This window comes from Rhodopirellula sp. P2 (genome assembly GCF_028768465.1).
Lineage (GTDB): Bacteria > Planctomycetota > Planctomycetia > Pirellulales > Pirellulaceae > Rhodopirellula.
In genome coordinates, this window is record NZ_CP118225.1 from 5,784,189 (window position 1) to 5,802,740 (window position 18,552).

Annotated in this window: 16 protein-coding genes; 9 read left to right on the forward strand and 7 right to left on the reverse strand. The window is 57.9% G+C overall.

The genetic code is table 11. The annotated features are described in order from the left end of the window. Window positions 1-33 precede the first annotated feature (33 nt). From PSR62_RS20305 to PSR62_RS20320, 4 genes are all read left to right on the forward strand, one after another. The gene (locus PSR62_RS20305; protein WP_274404818.1) at window positions 34-723 is read left to right on the forward strand and encodes an ABC transporter ATP-binding protein; all 690 of its coding nucleotides are present in this window, start codon (window positions 34-36) and stop codon (window positions 721-723) included. Beyond that, window positions 720-1,607: a DUF58 domain-containing protein gene (locus tag PSR62_RS20310; protein ID WP_274404819.1), complete on the forward strand. Its 888-nt coding sequence runs from the start codon at window positions 720-722 to the stop codon at window positions 1,605-1,607. The genes PSR62_RS20305 and PSR62_RS20310 overlap by 4 nt, the downstream gene beginning before the upstream one ends. Before the next feature lie 302 nt (window positions 1,608-1,909). After that, window positions 1,910-3,529 (forward strand): hypothetical protein, encoded by a 1,620-nt coding sequence (locus PSR62_RS20315; RefSeq protein ID WP_274404820.1) that lies wholly within the window; start codon window positions 1,910-1,912, stop codon window positions 3,527-3,529. Further along, window positions 3,526-3,996, forward strand: a complete 471-nt coding sequence (locus PSR62_RS20320; RefSeq protein ID WP_274404821.1) for a hypothetical protein — start codon at window positions 3,526-3,528, stop codon at window positions 3,994-3,996. The genes PSR62_RS20315 and PSR62_RS20320 overlap by 4 nt, the downstream gene beginning before the upstream one ends. A 133-nt stretch (window positions 3,997-4,129) precedes the next feature. Here the strand turns inward: PSR62_RS20320 and PSR62_RS20325 are convergent, their stop codons facing one another. Next, a complete protein-coding gene (locus PSR62_RS20325; RefSeq protein ID WP_274408266.1) occupies window positions 4,130-4,696 on the reverse strand; it encodes a GNAT family N-acetyltransferase in 567 nt (188 codons plus the stop codon). A gap of 72 nt (window positions 4,697-4,768) precedes the next feature. Here PSR62_RS20325 and miaA point away from each other — a divergent pair, with 72 nt between their 5' ends. After that, window positions 4,769-5,773: a tRNA (adenosine(37)-N6)-dimethylallyltransferase MiaA gene (gene miaA / locus PSR62_RS20330; protein WP_274404822.1), complete on the forward strand. Its 1,005-nt coding sequence runs from the start codon at window positions 4,769-4,771 to the stop codon at window positions 5,771-5,773. Here miaA and PSR62_RS20335 read toward each other — a convergent pair. After that, complete coding sequence (locus tag PSR62_RS20335) at window positions 5,759-6,964, reverse strand: hypothetical protein (RefSeq protein ID WP_274404823.1); 1,206 nt, start codon at window positions 6,962-6,964, stop codon at window positions 5,759-5,761. The two genes, miaA and PSR62_RS20335, sit on opposite strands and share 15 nt — an antisense overlap. Continuing rightward, on the reverse strand, window positions 6,946-7,347 hold the full coding sequence (locus tag PSR62_RS20340) for a response regulator (RefSeq protein ID WP_083435202.1): 402 nt from the start codon (window positions 7,345-7,347) through the stop codon (window positions 6,946-6,948). Before PSR62_RS20340 ends, PSR62_RS20335 begins: the two co-directional genes overlap by 19 nt. 299 nt (window positions 7,348-7,646) lie before the next feature. Between PSR62_RS20340 and PSR62_RS20345 the strand changes: the two genes are divergently transcribed. The 4 genes from PSR62_RS20345 (at window position 7,647) to PSR62_RS20360 (ending at window position 14,338) form a co-directional block, all read left to right on the forward strand. Beyond that, window positions 7,647-8,675 carry an AAA family ATPase gene (locus PSR62_RS20345; RefSeq protein WP_274404824.1) on the forward strand — a complete coding sequence of 343 codons (1,029 nt, stop codon included), beginning with the start codon at window positions 7,647-7,649 and terminating at the stop codon, window positions 8,673-8,675. Continuing rightward, window positions 8,672-10,087 (forward strand): DUF58 domain-containing protein, encoded by a 1,416-nt coding sequence (locus PSR62_RS20350; protein WP_274404825.1) that lies wholly within the window; start codon window positions 8,672-8,674, stop codon window positions 10,085-10,087. The genes PSR62_RS20345 and PSR62_RS20350 overlap by 4 nt, the downstream gene beginning before the upstream one ends. A 432-nt stretch (window positions 10,088-10,519) precedes the next feature. After that, window positions 10,520-12,970: a DUF1592 domain-containing protein gene (locus tag PSR62_RS20355; RefSeq protein ID WP_274404826.1), complete on the forward strand. Its 2,451-nt coding sequence runs from the start codon at window positions 10,520-10,522 to the stop codon at window positions 12,968-12,970. Window positions 12,971-13,045: 75 nt separating this feature from the next. Beyond that, on the forward strand, window positions 13,046-14,338 hold the full coding sequence (locus tag PSR62_RS20360) for a DUF1552 domain-containing protein (RefSeq protein ID WP_274404827.1): 1,293 nt from the start codon (window positions 13,046-13,048) through the stop codon (window positions 14,336-14,338). Between the two features lie 459 nt (window positions 14,339-14,797). Here PSR62_RS20360 and PSR62_RS20365 read toward each other — a convergent pair whose 3' ends face one another. The 4 genes from PSR62_RS20365 to PSR62_RS20380 form a co-directional block, all read right to left on the reverse strand. After that, the gene (locus PSR62_RS20365) at window positions 14,798-15,109 is read right to left on the reverse strand and encodes a putative quinol monooxygenase (protein ID WP_274404828.1); all 312 of its coding nucleotides are present in this window, start codon (window positions 15,107-15,109) and stop codon (window positions 14,798-14,800) included. Between the two features lie 110 nt (window positions 15,110-15,219). Further along, window positions 15,220-16,953, reverse strand: a complete 1,734-nt coding sequence (polX, locus tag PSR62_RS20370; protein ID WP_274404830.1) for a DNA polymerase/3'-5' exonuclease PolX — start codon at window positions 16,951-16,953, stop codon at window positions 15,220-15,222. Window positions 16,954-16,998: 45 nt separating this feature from the next. Then, the gene (locus PSR62_RS20375) at window positions 16,999-17,793 is read right to left on the reverse strand and encodes an ATP-binding protein (protein ID WP_274404831.1); all 795 of its coding nucleotides are present in this window, start codon (window positions 17,791-17,793) and stop codon (window positions 16,999-17,001) included. Continuing rightward, complete coding sequence (locus PSR62_RS20380) at window positions 17,783-18,466, reverse strand: MOSC domain-containing protein (RefSeq protein WP_274404832.1); 684 nt, start codon at window positions 18,464-18,466, stop codon at window positions 17,783-17,785. Before PSR62_RS20380 ends, PSR62_RS20375 begins: the two co-directional genes overlap by 11 nt. Window positions 18,467-18,552: the final 86 nt, after the last annotated feature.

Below are 18,552 nucleotides of genomic sequence, written 5' to 3' on the forward strand. Positions count from 1 at the left end.
TGCATTTCAGTCGTCAAACCGGAGTTCACGGACGTGTTGGTCGTTTCCGAACTGTCAAAATCGTATCCCACCGCGGGGGAACCGTTGTCCGTCCTGCGAGGCGTCAACCTGGAATTGATCCCCGGTCAATCGGCGGCCATCGTTGGTCCCAGTGGCAGTGGCAAAACCACGCTGCTGCAAATTCTCGGAACGCTCGACGAACCGGATTCCGGATCGGTACGCATCAACGGGCAAGATCCGTTTGCCTTGGACGCTCGCAAACGTGCCGCCTACCGAAACCAAACGATCGGGTTCATTTTCCAAGACCATCATTTGCTGCCGCAATTGTCGGTGACCGAAAATGTTCTCATCCCGGCGCTCGCAAACGGCAAACCCACGGGAGACGATGTTTCGCGTGCGAGCGAATTGATCGACGCCGTTGGATTGACTCACCGCGCCACCCACTTGCCGCAGGAATTGTCCGGCGGCGAACGCGAACGGGTCGCGATCGCGCGGGCGTTGTTGATGCAACCGTCTGTCGTGCTGGCTGATGAACCGACCGGCAACCTGGATTCCAAGACGGCGAAAACGATCACGGAGTTGTTGCTGCGTTTGCAGGCCGAGCAGAACACCGTGCTGGTGACGGTGACGCACTCGTTGTCCTTGGCCGACGAAATGGACGAACGCTTTGAATTGGTCGAGGGCGTGTTGGTTCGTCGCGAACGCTTTGGCATCACCGCATGACATCGACGCTATCGCCGGAAACGCTGCAGCAAATCAAACGACTCGACCTGCGTGCCCGGATGGTCGTGCGTGGGTTCTTGCAAGGTTTGCACAGCAGCCCGCTGCAAGGTTTTTCGGTTCAGTTCAGCGATCACCGGCGTTACTCACGCGGCGATGATCCCAAACTGATCGATTGGTTGGTGTACGCCAAAACAGACAAGCACTACATCAAACGCTTTGAAGCCGAGACCAACCTGACCGGCTACTTGTTGATGGATCTTTCCAAATCGATGGGGTTCCGCCAAGGAACATCGATGACGAAGTTCGAATACTCAACGTGTTTGGCGGCAGCATTGACGTATCTGATGTCGCTGCAGAAAGACCCGGTTGGCCTCCTCACCTTCGACGACAAACTGCGCGCGATCCTGCCTGCCCGAAGTCGACGTGGGCATTTGGGTGACGTCTTGGCGGCTCTTTCTGGCATGACCCCCGAAGGCACAACGGAACTGCCGACTTGTCTGGTCCAGGTCGCGGCGATGCTAAAGCAACACAGCCTTGTGATGTTGTTCTCCGATTTGCTGGGCGATCCCGAGGAGACGCTTGCCGCCCTGGCTCGATTGCGACACGGCGGCCACGATGTGATCGTCTTTCATGTCCTGGATGACGCCGAAGTTCGCTTTCCTTACGACGGTCCCGTGGAGTTCGAAGACCCCGAATCCGGTGAACTCGTCACCGTCGATGCGACCGGATTCCGAGCGGAGTACCTGGACCAAATCGCGGCCTTTCGGGAAACGTATTCCCAAGGATGTGCAGCCCTCCGGATCGACTACGTGCCGTTGGACACCAGCATGCCGTTTGACCGTGCTCTGACCGAATACCTGCAACAACGACAGGCCCGATTCTGACGGGCGGCTGACCTGCCCCGGATCAGCTGGGCGGGTGCAAACCTGACCAACCGGTCTGAACAGAGCCAGACCGGCCACAACGGCGCGTCCTGGACCGGGGCCGCGCCATTCGTCCCAAACGCCACAACTGCAACGGAACGCATCACCCGAGCGGTTCCTCGCACCTGTTGCGGGCAATGATCCGATTGTGAGGGCCAGCCAACCGCCGCGACGTCCTTTTTCACAGTCGCCGCGGTGTCGGCATCCAACCAAGGGGTACGTTTGACTAGGTCATTGTTTCCCCTTTTCCGGTCGTTCGAGTCATGTCTTCCCTGGACGTCACGTTCGAAATTCTCAAGAAAAACACGTCTCCCTGTGCCGGCGAAGTGTTGCAACTCGGCGCAGCGAGCGGCGACCGGTCCACGCGTGAGCGATGCCTGCATGCCATGGCGCATCGCCGAGACTTCAAGACGCTCAATTGGTTGATCAATCGCTTTGAGAAGTATCACGACGACCTCCTGTCGGCGCTAACCACTTCCAAAGTTGAAATCGATGCCGGCTGCTTGGGCAGCGTTGTCACCAAACAACTTGCCAAAGGCGGATGGAACCAATCGGTGGGCTTGCGATTGATCGAGATGATCGATTGCTTCAACCAAACCGCCGCTCTGGAAACCTTGATTGATCTGGCCCAACACCACGAAGACTCGTTGATTCGCGCCGCGTCGGGGGAAGTCACGCTGTCCCTTGTCTGTCCGCTCTCCAAGCCCATTCGTCAGCGGGTCCCCGGGAATCGCATCTACCCCGAGGCCGAGCGATTCCGCCAGCGAATCACAGAACAACTGGCCGCCGCGGTCGAGCGGCACAACGCTCATCGCAACAACGACTTGCTGGATGCCTTCTTGGTCATCTCGGACTGGAATGATGCTTTGCTGCAGCGGTTGCTCAGTGATGAATCCACCACCCAAGAATCGCTGTTGCGCCGAATGCGGACGAGCGAGCATCAAGCGGTTCTTCAGCTTTTATCAGGCTTCATCCGGCGTCGAAAAATTTCGGGCCCAATGGTCGGACTGATCCTTCGCCGACATGACGCGATGTTCTGCGAAGCATTGCTGGATGCCATCGGCGAATCCCCCACGCCAGTCACCTCGATCAATCTGCGGGAATACGGACTGCCTGATTGTTTGCGTGGAGGCGAATCCTTCATGCGGTCCCTTGGCAGCGATCGTGACGCGGCAATGTGCAACGCTTACTCGATCGCGATGCCCCATGAGTCCGAATCCGTTCACATGGTTCTGGCGATGTTGGAACGGGGGGGCGAACAGAGCGTCCGAGTTGCCGAAGTCTGCTTGAAACGGATCGAACCGCCGTCGTTGGCCGACTGGATCGCGGACCTGCAAGCCGCGAGCGATCAGCAAACCGCCCTGGATCAAGCCTCCGAGAACTCCCAAGCCTATCAACGCGTCCCCGAAATCGATCGTCAGATCGATTTGCTGAACGGATTGGTGGAACTCTGCGACCACGAATCGACATCCCTTGCGCACGCCGCGCAAGCCTTGCTGGTTCATCTGAACACGCATGAAACGCTGCCCATTTTCGCTGAACTCACCCCCGGCGTCGGTCGCCGACTCGGTCGCATCCTGATGCAAGTCGACTCCAGCACGCTGGACGTCATTCGTCACGGGCTGCGTCACGCGGTCATGCAAAACCGACTCGATGCGATCGCCTTCGCAGAGTCACTTGGCCTGATCGACTTGATGATCGATCCGCTTCGAACGATCGCCGAAACCGATCACCAGGTTGCAAAACTGCGCGCCGCCCAAGCACTTGCCCACGGAACGGGAACGCAATCGGAAACCGTGCTGCGAGAACTCTGCGCTGTTCCAACAGGATCCGTCCGAGATGCAGCGTTGGCCGCCATGAAAGAGCGAGGATTGGTCGCATGAGTTTTCTCCACCACATGGACCGCCTGCCGTTGCTTGCCGTGTTCACCGAATCGGTGCCTCATCCATCGGGGCTGCTGATGAACGTCACCCGAATGACGGACTTGGCCCCCCAGTACGAAACCACCGTCAACCACTCAGCGATTCCGATCGTGGTCTTGGTTGGGATTGCGATCGCACTGGTCGCGATTGGCGGTGCCTTGACATGGCATTACCGCACACGCGAACCAGAAGTCCCAACCAGCGACGCGCTCACCATGGAATTGTGCCGGGCCCACTGCTTGCCCATTTATCACCGAGGCTTGATCGTTCGCTTGGCCGCCGCGGCCGAACTACCTCACACCGCCGAGATGTTTCTGTCAGCTTCGCATTTCGACAACGCGGTCGCGAAAGCCAAACAAGTTGTCCGGTTGCGCCGTCATCACCAAAGTTGGTTGGGCGAAATTCGCCGGACCCTTTTTGACTCGTGAGCCACTCGCCTCTCGTTCACGCGTGAACCAGGGCCAGAAGATCACCTGCCCTTCCACAGAAATCTGCCGGTGACATCCAACGCGTCACTGCACTGAAATGGGCGAGACGTTGGAAAAGCCGAAACGTTGGAACTCAAACGCCGGCCACTTCACAAGCTTTGTAGACGACCTTGGTTTGGCGAAAACCAATTCGCTCGTACAGTTTGACCGCATGCGTGTTGGCCGTGGTGACTTCCAGGTGCATGCGTTGCAGTCCTGCGGCTCGGAATCCCGTCGCGGCTCGCATCATCAGCAAGCGTCCCAAGCCGTTTCCGCGATGTTCCGGAACGACACCCAAGTTTTGCACCGCGCCCCATTCGTCCAAATCCAGCCCTTGAATGGTCCCCACGGGGAGGGGACGGCCTCCCGGCCGATCTCGATAGCGAATCAACCAAGTCGCTTCCGGCACAAACGTGGCACGACTGGCGATCTCTCGCATCAATCGCAAACAGCCGTCTCGACGTCCTAAACAAGGGAAGACATCCGCGTCCATCTCACTGCGGAACGACTGAAATTTCGCCGCCGCATGTTCGCGGATCACACCTTCGTCGAACGCCACCCACTCGTAACCGCGAGCGGCCAAATCCGCTGCGTCGCAGGATCCACTCCATTCGCGCAGATCCATCTCCATGCGGTAACGGCGAAAGTAAGTCATGCCCACTCGGGTTGCCCCCTTTCCGGGATCACGGTCTCTTGTGAACAATCCAGTTTACCACATCAGCTGACTTTCGAGATGCAACCTGACACACGATCCCAGCCCTTTGCGCCTTTGTTCGATGACGTGATCGTTCTGACCGGCCCGACCGCTTCGGGCAAAACAGAATTGGCTTTGCGGGTCGCGGAAACTCTCGCGGCCAAAACGAATGGCCGGCAAAAACTCGAAATCCTTTCACTCGACGCCATCGCGGTCTACCGCCGGATGGACATCGGGTCCGCCAAACCCACCCCCGACCAACTGGACCGCGCCCCCCACCACCTGATCGATTTGGTTGATCCATGGGATGAATTCAGTGTCGCCGAATACTTGCACTCCGCTCACGCTCGCGTCCGAGAAATCTTGGAACGTGGCAATCGCCCGATGTTTGTTGGTGGCACCCCGATGTACCTCAAAGGCGTGCTGCGAGGGTTCGATGCCGGACCGCCCGCGGATGAAGCCTTTCGAAACGCGGTCGAAGAGGACCTGCAACAGCATGGCGTGGGCGCACTGCACAAACGATTGCAACAGGTCGACCCATTGTCGGCGGCCAAGATCGATCCGGGAGATTCGCGGCGGATGATCCGGGCGCTCGAGTTTGCTCGTGCAACTGGAACCCCCATCAGCCACCGCCAACTGCAATTTGAGTCCGCGCGAGCCAGTCACGAAGGCCTCGTCTTCGCTCTTCGTGTGCCTCGCCCGATTCTGCATCAACGAATCGAACAACGCGTGGAAGCCATGTTCGCCGAAGGCTTGGTGGCGGAAGTCCAAAGCCTTCTGGCGCTGGACCAACCACTTTCCAAAACGTCCCGCCAGGCAGTTGGCTACCGTGAGATCATCGAAGCAATCGCGGCAGGGGAAGCCCCTGAAACCGCGGCAGAACAAGTCGTCTTCCACACCCGACGTTTGGCGCGACGCCAAGAAACCTGGCTCCGATCTTTCTCCGAAATTCGCGGCCTCGGCTCCTTCGAAGCCGACTCGGCACCGGACATCGAGCAGTGCGTCGAAAAGATGGTCGAAGCCATCGTCTCATTCGATCGTTGAAACCGATTCAGACGAGCTTGATTCACGGACTCGGTTCCAGTCCTCATCGCTTTGAAAGTGCTCCCGCAAGAAATACATCGCTCGGTTGTTTCGCAAATGCCACACCAGCGTTTCGTCGATCCACTCGATTCTCAAACATTCCTCACGAGACAAACGGATGCCGTTGTTCTCGTTGACGCTGACAACTTCCTCGGGGCTGATCCAGCCATGCTGTCGCCAGGACGTTTCCTGAGTTGGAATCGATGTCCAACGCCAACTGTTGTAAAAGGTTCGCACGGTGCTGAGCGTCAGGAGTAGCACCCCAAACGCAATGAACCTGAATCCAAAGTGCCAAGCAAGGAACATCGCCACCCCGTAAACGACGATCAATCCGCCGTTTCGATACATGATCCGCCGCACCGCTGTCTGGTCCACTGGCACATGAAGTGTGACTTGTCCGTCGAACGAAATCGCCGACTCAGGACGTTCCCCCAATTGCTGGCAGTTCCGTTCCCTGACGGCGTCTGGATCCAACTGCGTCGCATCATGTTGCTGCCAGATCGCTTGCAGGTGCTTCCAAACGGCCGCGTCAAACCGGTCGAACAGACGCCTGGCGAGGTAGAGCTGAACGTAGGGGCCTTCCAACAGCGGAACTCGAACACCGTGCCTGGTGGATTGAGCCTGCCTGCAGTAGTCCGCGTTCAAAAGATGGGTCCGCTCACCATCGTTGAACAGCAACCCCCACGGCACGAACCGGCCGACCGCACGCCCCACCAAATCCGGCCGCTGCTTCAATGCCCGCCGTGCTCGCCGGGAAGAACTGACGTACTGCGTCGCAATCGCGAATCCACATCCAACGCCGATGCAGGTGAAGATCAGCCCAACAGATTCGGTATCCAATCCTTCTCGAACCGCATTGATGATTGCGACCACGGCACCAATCGCAAACGCGGGAATGAGAAACCCCCACATCAAAACCGCTAAAATCATCCACAACTCTCGTTCTGGAATCAATCGCCGAATGTCGTCTTCGGTGATCTCGCCATCGAAGGCGAGAAAGCAGCCGACTTGATCGGAGTTCGTGAGGGGGCCGGGGTCCGAACCATTCCGTTGCATCGATGACGCGTACGGATTGATCGACGCGTGATCCGATTCGGACGTCGAGAGGGGCTCGACTTCGCTGCCAGCATCCGTCATTCCGGCGGACGCCAACCGTACGTTTCCGTCAAACCGCCACAGACAATTTCGCGAAGCTGTCCCAGCCGAACCGGCTTGCGAAGAATTTTGTAAGCCCGCATCCGAGCCGCTTCTCGCTCGATCGCTTCGTCCATCAAAGCGCTCATCAGCACATACGGCATCGAATTGGGACGCTGCGATAGGATCCGCATCACATCCAGCCCCGTCACACGAGGCATGTGCACATCGAGCAACACCATGTGAATGGCGGTCTTTTCAATGACACGGAGCGCCTCATCGCCGTCGGCAGCTTGAGCGGTGTGCACGCCACGGCGCGCGAGTGCCTCGCAAACCACGCCGCGAAAATCGGCATCGTCGTCGGTCACCAAGACTGTTGGGATCATGCCAGCGTCGACCATGGCTCATCCACACCCCCGCAAACAAAGAAAGACTTTCACTTCACTGTCGATTGTGAATCCATCCATTATACGTCACAGGTTGGGTTTTGGGTTGCGAGCTCGGCAAGAGCGTTTTTTTCCGCACGATCCGTTCCATTGGCCCCAGCATTCTTTTCGCAGTTCCGGGTGAGCGATCGCCGTTGGCCCGGCAAATCGCCACGGCATTCCAACATCCGGGCTATCATGGAACATCGCGTCGTGGCCCCGTTCCAAGACGCGACCTTGTCAATCGGAGTCATCCGTCACCGGAGCGTTTGCCCTTGAATTCCAAAGCGACCTCGTCCGCTGCTCCTCGCCGCGACACTCCCCCTCCGCCACCAACGGCAAACAACGCCCCCGCAGATGTCTCAGCGGTGGCCGAGCTTTCGAAACGCGTCATCGGCAACGTCGAAACCGCAATCGTAGGCAAACGGAAGCAACTGGTTCTTTCGATGGTCGCCTGGCTCAGTGGCGGACACATCTTATTGGAAGACGTTCCCGGGGTGGCCAAAACGATGCTGGCCCGAGCGCTGGCGAAAAGCCTCGGATGTCACTTCAAACGAGTCCAATGCACGCCCGACTTGCTTCCCTCTGATGTGACCGGCACGTCGATCTTCAACCAGAAGAACTCGGAGTTCGAATTTCGGCCCGGTCCGGTCTTCACCCAAATTCTACTCGCCGACGAAATCAACCGAGCCACGCCACGAACGCAAGCCTCGTTGCTGGAAGCGATGGCGGAAGCCCGGGTCACCGTCGACGGAAAATCCTACACCCTGAATCCGCCCTTCCTCGTCATCGCGACTCAAAACCCAGTCGACCACGAAGGCACCTTCCCGCTCCCTGAGGCACAACTCGACCGATTCCTGATGCGGTTCTCGTTGGGTTATCCCTCGATCGAGGAAGAACTGCGGATGTTGGATCTGCTGCAATTCAAGCATCCGGTCGATTCGATGACCGCCGTTGCCACCGCCGAGCAATTGGTGGCCGCTCAACAGGCAATTCGATCGGTTCACGTCGACCCGCGAGTCCGTCATTACCTGCTGCAAATTGTTCACCAAACTCGCCACAACGAGAACCTGGCCCTGGGAGGCAGTCCCCGCGCAACGATCGCCTTGTTCCGATGCGGACAAGCGATGGCGGCCATCCGTGGGCGCACGTTCGTCACCCCGGACGACATCAAAAAAATCATCGCCCCCGTGATGAACCATCGGCTGATCCTGCGCCCCGAAAGTCGCCTGCGAAAGATGACCACGGAAAAGGTCTTGGAAGAAATCCTCAGTGAAATCGCGGTGCCGACCATCTCCTCATGACCAGCCTCGGCACCGCTGCGGATTCTCCTTCTGGCCCGCCCGCTCCTTCACGTTGGCTGACGATCATCGTCTTGTGCGCGATCGTTGTCTTCCTGGGAATGGTCGCCGGTGCCGGCTTGTGGATGACCGCCGCAATCACCGTGGCCTCGGTCGTCGCAATCGGCAATTGGGTTGCCACCCAGTGGTCCGCCAGTGTCGTCGCCGTTCGCTTGGACTCCCCGGAAGAAGGCCGTGATCTCGAAGTCGTGATTGGTTCCTTGGTTCCCGTCACTGTCGAAGTCACCAACCAAGGCAAGCTCCCCGTCGCCTGGGTTTTGGCCGAGGACTTGATCCCTCGCGCCGCCACACAACAAGCCCGCCAGACTGACGGGATGGCGTTTGACCCACGCACCACACCGCTGGCCACCGAAGGCGCTCGATTGGCCGTCATGGCATTGATGCCCGGCCAAACCAAACGAATTGAATACTCGGTGCGTTGCCATCGTCGAGGTTACTTTCAAATCGGTCCAACGGTCCTGGAAACAGGCGACCCAGTTGGCATGTTTCGCCGCTATCGATTGGGGGCACCGCCAATGTTTGTGACCGTGCTTCCCAAAGTCCAATTGCTGTCGACCTACGAAATTGGTTCGCGGCGTCCCATCGGTGAAATCAAAATCCGAGCCTCCTCGATGACGGACCCCACCCGCCTGCGAGGCATCCGGCAATGGCAAATCGGCGATCCACTGCGAAGCGTTCACTGGGCTGCCACCGCCCGCACGGGCATCTTGCACAGCAAAGTCTACGAGCCATCCTCCGTCGCCGGCGCGACAATCATTCTGGACTTGCACGTCGACACCAATCCCGATCAACACGAACCGCTTCGCACCGACCTGACGATCACCACCGCCGCCTCCATCGCAGCGGCACTGCACGACGCCGGCGAGCCCTTTGGTTTGGCCACCAACGGTCGCGATGCCGCCGACCGAATTCGCACCGAAGGTTTCCGAGGCGACCACCGCGTGCGAGACGCATCCGTGCACGCCGCCTCTCTCAAACAGCACAACGAACGAATGCGACCGGTGCTGGTGGACGTCGATCGTGGTCCCGTGCATCTCAAAGAAATGTTCCGAACGCTGGCTCGACTGGAACGAACCGATGGACTGACGCTGGCCGAGTTCTTGATCGAAACGGAGTCACAACTTTCCAGCGAGACAACCATGTTGGTGATGCTGCAACAATCCACGGAAGTCGACATCGCTGCGTTGATTGGCCTGTCACGTCGTGGCTGGGCCATCGCGGTGGTGATCAACACGCTCGACATTGATCGCTACTCCCGGATCGCGGGTCCGCTTCTGGCTGAACGCATTCATGTCAGTCACCTTCAAAACGAAGACAGCATCATGGATGTGTGCCGAGCCCAAATGGCTCGTTGATTGCAAGCTGCTCCTCCCGGAGTCGTCGCGTTTGCGCGAACGAATCGGCATTTCAACTCGTCTCCATAGAGCAGAAACAACAAGCAACCAATCGCAAAAACTCTCCTGCTGCTCTATAGCCTTGGGCTTCCATGCGGCTTTTGAAGCAAACAATCGAAGGAACGCGCGCACAATCACCGGTCAGACTGACGCAAAGCGCCTGAATCCGCCAAAGAAGTGTTGAATTCAGAGTCTTCGAAGAATACGTTTCAATTGGAAGTCGACGGTTCTTGCCCGGCAGACCTGCCAGCGATTTCTCTCCCGCCCCCACCCCACCTACCAACGACGTTGCTCGAAGCACCCACCCAGCGGTCATGGTGGCGATTCGTGCTGGGTGTCGCCACCAACGTCGCGAGGCCTCGCCTCTCAATCCGGTCCCCCTCGTTGCATCCGATGAAAACCAACTCGTTCCCCCTCAGCCCTCCGCGACTCTTGTTCGCATTCGCTTTGCTTCTGGCTGTGTCCGGTTGGTTCGTAGGCCTGCCTCGCGTGTCCGCGGAGCAGCCCTCCGAACCGATCACCGAGTTCCTCGAACTGAACTGCACCACTTGCCACGACTCCTCCACGCAGGAAGGCAACTTGGACTTGGAATCCCTGACATTGGAACTTGCTGACCCCGACAACTTTCATCTCTGGGAACGTGTCTTCGATCGAATTGGCGCGGGTGAAATGCCCCCCGATGAAGACTTGGATCCATCGGAGTCCAAACCGTTCTTGTCGGAACTGCATGGCATCCTCGAACACAGTGATCAACAACGCATTGCAACCGAAGGTCGAGTGCCTGCACGTCGCTTGACACGCACCCAGTACGAACGCAACGTCTGCGACTTGCTCGCGATCGATGTTCCGCTGAGAGACTTCCTACCAGCAGAATCGCTCGCCGATGGCTTCGACACCGTCTCCAGCAGCCAACAGGTTTCGGATCACTCCTTGGCGGCGTACCTCGATGCCGCCGACTTCGCATTGCAAACGGCCTTTGATCGACTGCTCGCTGCGGATCCATCCGGTCATCAATCGCTCAACCACATCCACTTGGACTGGACCAAACTTCGTCGAAACGAAAAACGCACCAACCGGGAACCGGAGGGTCGTCCCGAACACCAGGACATCGTTTCCTGGTCCAGCAGCCAAAACTTCTACGGCAGAATGCCAGCCACGTCCGTCCCTGCAACGGGACGCTACAAAATCCGGGTGAAAGCACACAGCGTCAACACTCCTGAAATGGGGCGTGTCTGGTGCAGCGTCAACAGCGGCGTTTGTTCGGGCAAGGCATCCACGATGTACTGGATTGGAAGCATCGAAGCGACGGACGAACCCCAAGTCCACGAATTCGAAGCCTGGATTCGCGAAGGGCACATGCTCCAGATTGTCCCCAACGACCACGGCATCCGTCGCCTTGCCGCCAAAGCCGTGGAATCAAAACCCGGTGTGGTGGAAGAAATGGGAGTCGCTGGGATCGCGATCCAGTGGATTGACCTGGAACGTCTCGAAGGCGACCGAGAAGAAATCCGCCACGCCTTGATCGGCGACATGGAACTGCAGCCACTCGCAGCGACGAACAAGCATTCCACGCAGCGATTCAAAATCGTATCGGCCAATCCCAAACGAGACCTGAAAGAGCGAATCCAGGCTTTCGCCGAGAAGGCCTTCCGCCAAAAACTCACCGCCCAAGAACTGCAACCGTACTTCGAGTTCTCGGAAGCCAAACGCCAAGTCAACCATTCCATGCAGGACGCGCTTCGAGCGGGATACCGAGCGATCCTTTGCTCCTCCCGTTTCCTCTACTTTGATGAGCCTCCCGGCCAACTGTCCGATGCAGCGGTCGCCAACCGCCTCAGCCACTTCCTGTGGGGACGCGCGCCCGACGATGAACTGCGACAACTCGCCGAATCAGGCCAACTGCGAAATCCCGATGTTTTGCGGGCCCAAACCGAACGCTTGCTCAACGACACGCGTTCGCAAGTGGCCATCAACGAATTCACCGATCAATGGCTGCAACTCCACGAACTCGAAAGCACCACCCCGGATGGTCAACTGTACCCCGAGTACGATCTCGTGCTGCATCATTCTTTGCCGGATGAAACTCAAGCGTTTGTGGGCGAACTGATTCGGCGCGACCTTCCCGTGACTCATGTCATCGATTCTGACTTCACGTTCCTGAACCAGCGATTGGCGCGTCACTACAAAATCGATTGGCCAGGTGGAACGGGCCTGAAGCGTGTCCCCCTTGCATCGGATTCTCGTCGAGGTGGCGTCATCTCTCAGGCCAGCGTGCTGAAGGTCACCGCGAACGGGACCACCACCTCGCCCATCATTCGGGGCGTCTGGATGCTGGAAAGAATCATGGGCGAACACGTCCCACCGCCTCCCGCCAACGTTGCCGCTGTCGAACCCGATATTCGCGGCGCGACCTCGATTCGAGACCAACTCGACAAACACCGGAACCTGGAGATGTGTGCCTCCTGCCACGTCAAAATTGATCCCCCCGGATTTGCCTTGGAAAGCTATGACGTGATCGGTGGTTGGCGAGATCGTTACCGCGCCGCTGCTCCCAACAAAGGCAAACGATGGGTGCCAGGTTTGCCGATCGACCCCAGCCACGAATTCACCACTGGCGAAGCATTCAAAGATGTCACGGGCCTCAAGTCAATCCTGCTCAATCGCCCCGCACAACTGGCCAAGAACATGGCGTCTCAGTTTGTGACCTACGCCACTGGTGCAACCCCGACTTTTGCCGATCGAGACGAACTGCAGAGCATCGTCCAAGCCACGAAACCCAATCACTACGGCGTCCGATCGCTGATCCACGAAGTGGTCCAAAGCCCCTTGTTCCTCAGCAAATGACAAGCGTCGTCTCGACAGCTCGACGCATTGCCCCCTCTCAACTCAATCGAATCCCAACGCCACCTGGTTGCCGCGATGAAAATCAAACCCTTTGTGACCAATCAGTCTCTGTCCCGCCGAACCGTGTTGCGCGGCGCAGGCATCACCATGGCCCTGCCTTGGTTGGACTCGATGGTGCCAGCCTTTGGTCGCGAAGCGACCTCGGCAGCCCACCCACCGCGGCGATTCGTCGGGATCAGCAACGCCCTTGGTTTTCACGCCCCGTTTCTGTTTCCTCAAAAGAGCGGCCGAGACTACGAAACCACTCGCTACCTCAAACCGATCGAAGATCTTCGCGACCAATTCACCGTCATCTCCGGGGCCTCGCACCCCGGCGTCGGCGGCGGGCACAAAGCCGAACCCTGCATCTTGTCAGCGGCTCCGTACAGTGGATCGAACTTTCGCAACACGATCTCGCTCGACCAACGGATGGTCAGAGAACTCGGTGGCGAAACTCGCTTCCCATCCTTGGTGCTGAGTTCCAATGGCACGACCAGCACGTCGTACACCGCCAATGGATCGATGATCCCGCCAATCAATTCACCGCAGAAATTGTTTGCGCAACTTTTCATCGACGACAGCCCCGCGGCACAGCGAGCTCAGAAGCAACGCATTCTCGAAGGCCGAAGCATCATGGACCTCGTCGCCGCCGAAGCGAAATCCATGCAGCGCCGCCTCGGTCCCTCCGACCGCGAAAAACTGGACGCCTACTTCACCAGCGTTCGCGATCTGGAACGTCGCTTGGACATGAACCAAGGCTGGGCCGAACGAGCCAAGCCCAAAGTCAACGAAAAGGCACCGGAACCGGTGTCTGACAACAGCCACACGATCGCCAAACAATCGGCCATGCACGACGTGATCTACCTGGCGATCCAAACCGACAGCACCCGGTTCATCACCATGCACACCGATGGCGGAGGTGAACGCGTGCCCTTGGAAGGAGTCGAACAAGGCTATCACCAACTCAGTCACCACGGTCGCGACGAAGAAAAGATCACGCAGCTTGGAATCATCGAAGAAGCCCAAATGCAATCCTGGGGCAACTTGGTTCGCAAACTTCACGAAACCCCAGAAGGCAACGGCAACCTGCTCGACCAAACCATGTTGTTGCTGACTTCCAACCTTGGCAACGCCTCGTCCCACGACACCAAGAACATGCCCGTTGTGGTTGCCGGCGGAGGCTTCCGCCACGGCCAGCACCTCGCGTTTGATCAAGCCAACAATTACCCGCTGCCCAACCTTTACACGTCGATGCTGCAACGCCTCGATTTGGAAGTGGAGACCTTCGCGAGTGCCACCGGCACCATGCGAGGCCTCGAACTGGTTTAAGCAGGAGCCCCAGAAGAACCACCTGAGTCGTTTGGGCGTTCGCCTGGACTGCGAAATCTTTGATGTTGTGGAGCGCATTGGTTTGCGCAAGTTATGTTCCACGACTTCGCCCCAACGGGGCAGCCCTATGACAGCCCAGGGCAACGCCCTGGTTTACAGCGGGACCAAGATTGCAAAGCCCCAACGGGGCGGCCCTAGCGTTTTGGGGGGACTCTCTGTTAGGGCCGCCCCGTTGGGGCTCGCGATGGAGCCTCCGTCACGAAACCCCAGGCGATGCCTGGGGCTACTATAGCGATGCCCCGTTGGGGCGTGGGACAGAACCAAAATGAACGCCGCATTGTCCGTGTTAACCCTCCAGTTTTCGCGGTCCAGCGTTCGCCACGGTTGTGCGTGGGAACCGTGGCGAACGCCAACCGGCTCATAGAAAGAAAGACACCTGCTGGACGACTGAAAAAACTCTCACACGCTCGCTTGGCCGCTGGCAGGAAGATGCGTCAGCTCGTGAACCTGAATGCCCTCCAACGCTCCTTCGGTCGCCGTCCCAAACTCTTTCAACGACTGCCCCGCGGTGTGTTGCTGCCACAACTCCCGCGATTCCCAGTTTTCATAGAACATGAAATGGGCGGGATTGTCGTTGTCTTGGTGCAGGTCGTAATTCACGCAACCTTCTTCTTTCAGCGTCGGTGCAATCAGCTTCACCAACTCGCCCTTCACAAAATCAACTTGATCTACTTTGGCGGTGATGTGGGCAACGATGGTCAGGTGTGCCATGAGAATTCAATCAACAGTTCAAAGGGAAGGAAGAGGGGAAATCAATTCGGACAATTGCCAACCAAGGCAAGCTTCCACCGGCAGGAAATTGCTGCCTCAACGAATGGGGGTTAGCGACCGACTTCCGCCAGCTTTTTCGCGAACGCTTCGTACGGCAACGTGTTGGCGACATCCGCCGCGGTCAGCCCACCCCGGCGAGCTTGCCGGATTCCATACCGCATCACCCACAACCCGTCCGTGACGTGTGCGTCGGTGTTGATCACGATCGGAATGCCACGCTTTTTCGCTGCCGCCAAGTGAACGTCGTTCAAATCCAAGCGAGCTGGATTCGCGTTCAGTTCCATGAACTTGTGATTCTCCTTCGCAGCTTGCATCACCGCGTCCATGTCCACGTCGTAGGCTTCACGGCGATTCAAGATCCGCCCGGTCGGATGAGCGATGCAATCCACATGCGGATTCTCAACCGCACCCAAAATCCGATCGGTGATTTGGTCCCGTGGTTGCTTCTGTCCATAGTGCACGCTGGCCAAGATCCAATCGCCTTGCTCCAACACCTCATCGGGCAAATCCATGCCGCCGGCTTCGAGGATATCGCACTCAATGCCTTTGAGGATGACCAGCCGACCCTCGTACTGGGGCCGAATCTCGTCGATGATTTCCCACTGTTTCAACAATCGTTCGGAATCCAATCCGCCCGCCATCGTCACGCGTTTGCTGTGGTCCGTGATCGCGATGTATTTCAGGCCACGCTCAATCGCCGCGTCCGCCATTTCTGTGATCGTGTTTTGACCATCCGTCGCGGAGGTGTGCATGTGCAAATCGCCCAGCACATCATCGGTATCGATCAGTTCTGGCAATTCACCAGCTTTCGCCCACTCAAATTCGTGACGATCCTCTCGCAACTCCGGCGCAATCCATGGCAAATCAATGGCTTGGTACACCTCTTCCTCGGTCGTCCCCGCCACGCGAGACTCGTCGTCCAACCGGAACACGCCGTACTCGTTGATCTTGTACCCATGCTCTTTCGCGATTCGGCGGACGTGAATATTGTGGGCTTGGCTGCCAGTGAAGTACTGCAGCGCGGCGCCAAACTGATCGGCCTCGACCAATCGCATGTCCACCTGGAACGCTTTGCCAACCCGGATCGACATCTTGGTATCGCCTCTGCCAATGATGGACATCAACCCTGGGAACGTCGCCAAGTGGTCCATCGCGGCCTCTCGGTCCGATGCGACCGCCAACAGGTCCAAATCACCGACGGTGTCTCGCCCTCGTCGATAGCTCCCCGCCCATTCCATTTGCTCGATCGCATCGCAGGCCTGCATGTGCTGGGAAATTTCACGGGTCAGGTCATCGGCCTTCGACCAGTAAATGCGTTCCGAAGCGGCTTTCGCGATCGCCAGCCCATCCAGGATGGCGGCTTCGGTCTTCTTGGCAAAACCCTTCAAGCTGGCGACACGTCCTTCGCGGCACGCCGCGGCCAAATCGTCCAACGACTCGATGCCCAACTCCTCTTGAAGTTTGCTGGCTTTTTTCGCCCCCAACCCTGGAATGCGAGACATCTGAATGACCACCTCGGGCACCGCTTCCCGAAGCTCTTCCAGTTGAGGCAGGGAGCCGGTCTCCAGCAACACGTTGATCTTTTCCGCAATCGTTTTGCCGATCCCAGGCAACTTGGAGAGATCTCGATCGGGATCCGAAGCCAGATTCGCGATGGGTTCGTCAAGGTCCCGGATCGCGCGAGCACCGTTTTGATAGGCACGGATGCGAAAAGGATTTTCACCTCGAAATTCAAGCAGCTCAGCGAGCTCTTCGAAGACGGCGGCGACGGCGGAGTTGTCCATGGAAAGGATTCGAACAGAGGCTTCTCGGGCGATCAACAGAAGCCTTCATTCAACGCCGGAGTCGCCTGCATTGCAATGGTGCGGCCAGCTCATGGTCACCTTGGTCCCCGATTCTCCGTCGGATTCGATTTGAAACGATCCGCCCAGTTCTTTGATCACCAACGTCGAAACGGCCAGGCCCAAACCGGCTCCGTCGCGTCGTTCTTTGCCGGTGCCCAAACACTCAAACGGCTCACAAATTTTTTCTGCGTACTTGGTGTCGACTCCGATGCCGTTGTCTTCGATGGACACCGAGATCAGTTCATCGGTCGGCTGGATCGAGACGAGCACCTGCAGCGGTCGAGACTCCTTTTGAAATCCCAACGCATTGCGCAGCAACTGTTCCAACGGAACCAGCAAAAGTGTTTCATCCACCGACGTTTTGGCGTCGCCCTGAATGGTCAATGCGTCCCCCCGACCACCGATCGAGCCCCAGCTTTCCGTGATCACCTCCGCAACGGAATAGGGTTCCGCTTGGAATCTCGCCCTGGGATTCTTCGCCGTCGCATGCAGCCTCTCGATCATCTTCATGTGCAACGACACCATCAGAGTCAATTGTTGCATTCTCACCGCGGCGGTTCGGACGGTCGCCAACGAACGCCGTGCGTCATCGAGATCCAAGGGCTCCGTCAACGCTTCGTCCACAAACTCCGAAAAAATCGACACGTGACGCGTCGGCGCACTCAAGTCGTGCATCAAACGACGCATGTACGTGGTGTCAACAACAGGACCATCACGAACCGTTGAGGGCTCATCAGGCGAATCGACGGCGGTGCCATCAACGGAGGGCTCATGGGACATTCGTGGTACTCCGACCAATTAGGTTTTCTTTCCAAGCCTCTGACAAATTGTCACAAGCCGCCAAACGCTGATCCGCCGCAGCATCACGAGGCTTTGCAAACAAAATGTCATTGGCCGTTTCGATTGTGAATTCAGGATGAGGACGTTCGACCAACCGCAATTCCTGTCCCGCCTGGACGATCCCAGGTTGCAGCACTCTCAGATACCATCCCGTCCGCCGTGTTTGTTGCACTCGCACTGCTAACTTAGGCAGCCCCCACCGCTGCGACAACTTCCAGCAGGGTTCTCGGGGCTGTGAGATCTGCAACCGAAGCCCCTGGGCTTCGGCAGATGGACATTCAAAAACGTCGCCGATGCAGACTTCCGATTCCAACCATCCTGAGAAAGTTAAATTCTCTCCAAACGCCCCTGCGCCCCACTGGACCGCAGGGAATTCCGTTTTCCAAAACGCAAGATGTGATTCGCAGTAACCTAAAACGGCCTTGTCGATTCCGCCGTGATGTTTCTTGTCGGCTTGTTCATCACCGTCCAAACCCAATCTCGAGACGGGTACCGGACCGTGCACGACACTTTTATCGATCGCGGAGACCCAGGGTCGATCTGGATCGCCATCTTTGAGATAAGTACGGCAGGACCCCACTTGGACGGCAACAATTCGCAGCGAATCGGTCATGGCAAGCAACCCTCGTCCACACGGCGACAATCATTGTCGGTAATCTGTCCGGCATCCCACCTTGGACGTGACGCGTTCGCCCAGTT